At 50.2% G+C, this 3953-nt stretch carries 4 protein-coding genes; all 4 read right to left on the bottom strand.

Translation table 11 applies throughout. The features are described from left to right. Positions 1 to 79: 79 nt before the first annotated feature. Positions 80 to 1456 carry a CdaR family protein gene (locus tag QVO97_RS04345; RefSeq protein ID WP_022359169.1) on the bottom strand — a complete coding sequence of 459 codons (1377 nt, stop codon included), beginning with the start codon at positions 1454 to 1456 and terminating at the stop codon, positions 80 to 82. Further along, positions 1434 to 2309, bottom strand: a complete 876-nt coding sequence (cdaA, locus tag QVO97_RS04340; RefSeq protein WP_022359168.1) for a diadenylate cyclase CdaA — start codon at positions 2307 to 2309, stop codon at positions 1434 to 1436. The genes QVO97_RS04345 and cdaA overlap by 23 nt, the downstream gene beginning before the upstream one ends. 98 nt (positions 2310 to 2407) lie before the next feature. Then, positions 2408 to 3343 carry a hypothetical protein gene (locus QVO97_RS04335; protein ID WP_022359167.1) on the bottom strand — a complete coding sequence of 312 codons (936 nt, stop codon included), beginning with the start codon at positions 3341 to 3343 and terminating at the stop codon, positions 2408 to 2410. After that, the gene (locus tag QVO97_RS04330) at positions 3340 to 3855 is read right to left on the bottom strand and encodes a hypothetical protein (protein WP_243022831.1); all 516 of its coding nucleotides are present in this window, start codon (positions 3853 to 3855) and stop codon (positions 3340 to 3342) included. Before QVO97_RS04330 ends, QVO97_RS04335 begins: the two co-directional genes overlap by 4 nt. Positions 3856 to 3953: the final 98 nt, after the last annotated feature.

Below are 3953 nucleotides of genomic sequence, written 5' to 3'. Positions count from 1 at the left end.
GTCGGGTTTTTTAATTTAATTTTTGCTTTTACCATTATTTTAACTTCTTTCTCCTCATTTGTGGACGGCGTACCATGCTTTATGCCACATTGCCGCTCTCTGCATCCACATTTTCTTTTGCCGAGCTTGCCCCGCTCTCCCGGTTGGAACTGCTCTGGCTGTCCGTGTCTCCACGGTCACTCTCGGTGCTTTCCGTCGTCTGGGCGCTGGAGCTTCCATGCTCGCTGACCCGCACCGTCACAGCCGGTGCCGACAGCATCTTATACGCGTCCCCCAGCTGGAGCTGCGCCGTTGCCGTGTGCTCGCCCAGTCCCATGCCTGATACATCGACCCGGATATTCATCTTCGACGCCGACAAACTGCTTAAATCCTCCTCGAGTCCCTGTACCTTGACTTCCATCTTCGTATCTTCGACGGTATAGCTGTAGCTGCTGTTCTTTCCGTTTAGAGTCACATTCTCCGGTTTGACCGTAAAGGTTTTCTCCGTCAGCTTCTCCACCTGCAGTGTCACGTTGATCGTCGTGCTGTCCAGTCCCACGATCGTAAGCCCGGACGGCAGGTAATCATCCAGATCGATCTCGCACTCCACATCCTTTGTCGCGCCCTGCACATTGAGGGACGGTCCCTGAATCGTGATCGTGCTGACCGAAGCCAGATCGGTCTTGAGTCCTGCCACAGACACCGACTTGATATCCGTCTTCGGACCCGTATAGCGGTATCCATCCGTCACCTCGCCGCTGACGTCAAAATCAAGCGGTACTTCTTTTACTTTCAGGATCTGCATCGTATAAGAGACATCTCCGCCAACCGTCTTGACAGAATCTCCCAAATCTGACAGCACATTTCCATTGGCGTCAAAATACTCCGGTGTTGCTGTTCCACTGACATCCGCCACAGCACCGTTAATATCAAAGCGGATACCCACGCTGCTGATCTGTCCGATCAGGGAGGTTGGTCCTTTGACCGTCACCTGAGATGGCACCATTGTCACCTCACCTGCCTCGTAACCGTCTGCCGCCTCGCCCTGCGGATACGCTTTCAGCGTAAATTCCTTGGTCTGCAGCGCCTCGGTCGTGATCTTGATGACCTCCGGGGACTTCACAACCGGCGTGGACTCCAGCAGTTCCTCATTGTTCACCACTTCCACTCGGATCGGGATCGCCCCCGTCACATCATACATTTCCGATAAATCCGCATAGGCGTTGAAATCCGACGCCTTTACCTTATAATCATCCTTCGTCCGGATCTTGAAACTGATCACCGCCGTTTTTTTGCCTACCACATCATAGGCAAGATCCGCCTGCTCCAGCACCTGATCGTTCGTGATCGTGACCGGAACCTCCCTCGTCGACACCTTGATCGGGTTCGCCACATTCACGACTGCCAGCCACACAAAGAAAGCACAGAACAGGGCAATCAGCTTGATCGCAAGATTATTCGTCAGCTTTTCTTTCATTTCTGCGTCTTCCCTTCCATATTCTGAAACGACCTGTGTTTTCCGTTTCCCGTTTTACCAGAACCGACAACATATCTCTCAGTTCATCGCCATCCTTGACACTCTTAAGCCGTCCGGACACAGCCACCGACACGCGCCCCGTCTCTTCCGATACAACCAGGGTCACGCTATCGGTCGCCTCACTGACTCCGACTGCCGCACGGTGTCTGGTTCCCAATGCCTTGCTGGTATCCATATTGTCCGAGAGCGGCAGATAACAGGTCGCCGCCGTCACACGGTTACCGCGAATCACGACCGCGCCGTCGTGTAGCGGTGTGTTGTGCTCAAAAATATTGATCAGAAGCTGGCTCGTCACGATACCATCGACCTCGATGCCCGTCCGCTCGATCTCTCCGAGCGGCGTGCCCCTCTCGATGACGATCAAGGCGCCCGTCTTGACTTTTCCCATCTCAAAACAAGCACGCACCAGCTCTGCAATCGTCTTTTCGCTGAAATCCTCATTTTTCTTCGTATCATCCGTTGAAAACAGCGTCGTCAGCACGTTCTGGCTTCCGATCTGCTCCAGTGCTTTCCGCAGCTCCGGCTGGAAAATAACGATGATCGCCGTTACCGCAATGTACGACGTCTTTTCCAGAAGCCACAGAATCGTATCCAGTTCCAGGATCGCAGCTGCCAGAAAGAATGCAAGAATAAAAACAATACCCTTCAGAAGCGTCCACGCCCGCGTATTTTTGATCCAGATCAGCATTTCATATACCAGAATTGCTATAATCGCGATCTCTATTAAATTTTTAAAGGTTATCTTCGGTACGAACGAGATCCACGAATAAATCTCCGCCAGTATCTCTGCCATTCTTTTCCCTCCCTTTCGGGCTGCGTTTCTGTTACCAGTCACGTACATATGACCCGTCACGCATTTCTTTTAACAACAAGTTTCTTTTATAAAATAGTCTATCTTCTCTTTACTTTATTGATTTCCTGTACCTTTACATCCGTCCTCGAGATCGCAATCTTTGGAACCGCTTTCACATAGTAATAATAATCATCATCCTCAAACTGCGTGTACTCGGTCCGGCTGTAATCGACCGAAAAAACAAACAGCTGATAGATCAGCGATGCAATGACCGCACCAATCATTCCCACAACCAGCTCCGGCACGGACACCGGAACGCCAAAGCGGAAATCGCCGATAAACACAACCAGAATCTGTAAAATAAGACCAGCTCCGATCGCGATCCCCCAGGAGTAGTTGATCGACAGTTTCTTGAGCACACAGACCGTCAGCGCCCCCAGGCAGCATGCCGCAATCATGACAAGCATCGCCGGGTTTGCCAGCAGGTTTTTGATGACCTGCGCCAGCATCTGCGTGATCTCAGTCTGCTCACTGCCTGCCAGGAAGCTTCCGTTCTGCTTCACATACAGAATCACGTAGTACAGAAAAATCCCGCAGCTCATCGGAATCACCGATACGAGGCTTCCAGTCAGTCCGAGAATCATCGGGACTGCAAACGGCACCTTCAGAAAAAACAAGATCGGCGTTACAATCAGGTACGCGCTGTCACCCGGCTGAAATCCGTAATACAGCAGCACCACGATCAGAAGGAACACCAAGGTGATGAGCGCCACTTCCATCGATGCTGCAAAGAGCTGTGCCAGCAAAAAAATCCCAATCAGAAACGCAATGGCTCCAAATGGGAGAAATGCACATATAATTCCCGCAAACAGCGGCACCAGACCGCCGCTCAGTTTCGGCATCAGTCCGATGTTCTGGTTAATCAGAAACACCGCCGCAAAGGCAGTTATAAAACGCAGGAATGCATTCACAAATGCACTGTATCTCGCATAGAAAGCCTTGAGTGCTTCTTTCCCTGCAAGGAGTCCTCTCATCTGCCTCTCCTCTCTCTCTCCATTTTTCTGGCGCGCCGGTGTATATCGTAGCGCTTATCCAGATGTTTCAGTTTCGCTATGTAGATCCGGTTCATCTTTTCCTCGTACTCATACCGCCCGCCATACACGATGATCGTCAGCACGACATACAGAAAAAGCCCCCCGAGGTATAAAGCTCCTCCTCGAAAAGCCAGTCCCTTCAGTTCATCCATTCCTATCGAACTCAGAACTACTTCTACATTAAATAATACCCACATTCCAAAGAGAAGTATGCTGCACAATGTATAGCTTATAAATCCCCGGAGCAGATTGCGGCTGATATAGTCGCTTTTAAAATACTGATTGACTGTTTTCATCTGGGAAGCATGCTTCTTCTCAAACAGTGCCAGTTCGGTCATTAATTTTATCTTGTCTTCGTTGAGCATACATGGTTCCTTTTTTATATATGCCGCGGCTTCCGGTCCAATACGTCCCGTTTCTGAAACCGCTGCGCCAAAAACGCATTCTTCCATAAATTATAACATAACTTTTTTCTCTTGGCGAGGGGGCGGGGGGATTTTTCATAGGTTTTTCATAAATTTGTAAGGGATTGTCAGACATCAAAAAAGAG

Source organism: Clostridium sp. CAG:43 (assembly GCF_000434655.1).
In the GTDB taxonomy this organism is placed as follows: domain Bacteria; phylum Bacillota; class Clostridia; order Lachnospirales; family Lachnospiraceae; genus Otoolea; species Otoolea fessa.
This window is presented reverse-complemented; position numbering and strand designations above follow the sequence as displayed.

What these genes read in the sequence shown, in the direction of transcription:
- QVO97_RS04345 (WP_022359169.1), bottom strand. Translation starts at nt 1,456, where the DNA reads ATGAAAGAAAAGCTGACGAATAATCTTGCGATCAAGCTGATTGCCCTG.
- cdaA (WP_022359168.1), bottom strand. Translation starts at nt 2,309, where the DNA reads ATGGCAGAGATACTGGCGGAGATTTATTCGTGGATCTCGTTCGTACCG.
- QVO97_RS04335 (WP_022359167.1), bottom strand. Translation starts at nt 3,343, where the DNA reads ATGAGAGGACTCCTTGCAGGGAAAGAAGCACTCAAGGCTTTCTATGCG.
- QVO97_RS04330 (WP_243022831.1), bottom strand. Translation starts at nt 3,855, where the DNA reads ATGGAAGAATGCGTTTTTGGCGCAGCGGTTTCAGAAACGGGACGTATT.